Origin of the sequence: Methanobacterium petrolearium (genome assembly GCF_017873625.1) — an archaeon.
Taxonomy (GTDB): domain Archaea; phylum Methanobacteriota; class Methanobacteria; order Methanobacteriales; family Methanobacteriaceae; genus Methanobacterium; species Methanobacterium petrolearium.
The window spans coordinates 1-1,223 of record NZ_JAGGKL010000026.1 but is presented as its reverse complement, the minus strand read 5'-3'; the positions used below and the strand labels follow the sequence as shown (position 1 = coordinate 1,223).

Genomic DNA, 1,223 nt, shown 5'->3' with positions numbered 1-1,223 from the left:
TATAAATGTTTTGATTTATTTTCCAAAAAAAGACATGTATAGGTCTTTTGGCATGATTTAAGACTTTGTTTGAGCCTTTTAGATTTTCTTAATTTTAGTGGGATGGTTTCTTTGGTATTTTTAGTAAATTAACTAGTTTTAATGTTTATTTCCATAAAATAGTCATATCCGATTCTTTCTTATTTGTGAAATATTTTCCGTTATAAGACATTAAAAGGAATTAATCTGGCTTTATATAATTAAAGGCAGTCAAATCTAGAGTTTTTTTTAATAACTCTTTATAAATAATTTTGCCATGTTTTATAAGATTTAACGTCTTTTTTGGTTTTTGGGTTATATCTGATTCTTTTTAATAATTTCAACCTTAAAAAAACAATTTTTTTATTAAAAAAATTTTATTTAAAAGATAACAGCCAAATTCTAAATTAATATTTTACTAAATAAAAAAAATTAAAATAGTATTTTGAAGTTGATTGATTTAATACATTCAACTTCACTCAATATTACTTTCTTTATAGAACCAATTGTTCATATATGGCTATTGCCATTTTTTCGATGTTTTTACTGGTCACCAGGAACTTATATCCATTTTTTGTGAGATATTTGTCAGGATTACTTAACCCTTGGACAATTTGGCCCTTCGTATTGTATCCCCAGTTAGGTAAACTGTTCCCACTGAAATTATCGTCCCAAGCTTTGGGTAGGAAATTTCTACCATATATATCTCTCGTAGGACAATTTTTTATATTCCAGGCAGGTGGGGAGATCCATATACTAAATACTTCTGCAGCTCCTTTAATCTTTTTATACCATGAAGTTCCCATTTCATAAATAGTTGCGGCACATGCACCACCATATATATTAACAATCAACGCATTTTCAGGTACACTAGAAGTTTTAAGAACTGAACAATGTGTGTTAGGACCTCTAGCCCATGCAGTTGCATTTAATCCCCAATCAACTCCCCAATCCTCCAAATAAGCGACAATTGAGTTCATCATTGCCCAATCCACACTACTGCTATATATATAATCAGTGGTAATATACACCGGTTTGGACCAAGAGCCATCTGGATCTACAATAGCTTTCCATAGTTTGATTGAAACACTTGTGGGCAGTGTTCCAGTTTTGTTGTAGGTGGTTAGGATTTTGCTGTAGGTGTAGATGAGGTTTTCATATCCGAAGTATGATCCCAGGCCGCTGTAGGATGAGTAGTTGGGTGC

At 31.6% G+C, this 1,223-nt stretch carries 1 protein-coding gene; it reads right to left on the bottom strand.

Annotated elements, in window-relative coordinates; genetic code table 11:
• Window positions 1-512 precede the first annotated feature (512 nt).
• Window positions 513-1,223: hypothetical protein (locus J2743_RS12005; RefSeq protein WP_209627534.1), on the bottom strand; the 711-nt coding region annotated here is incomplete at its 5' end.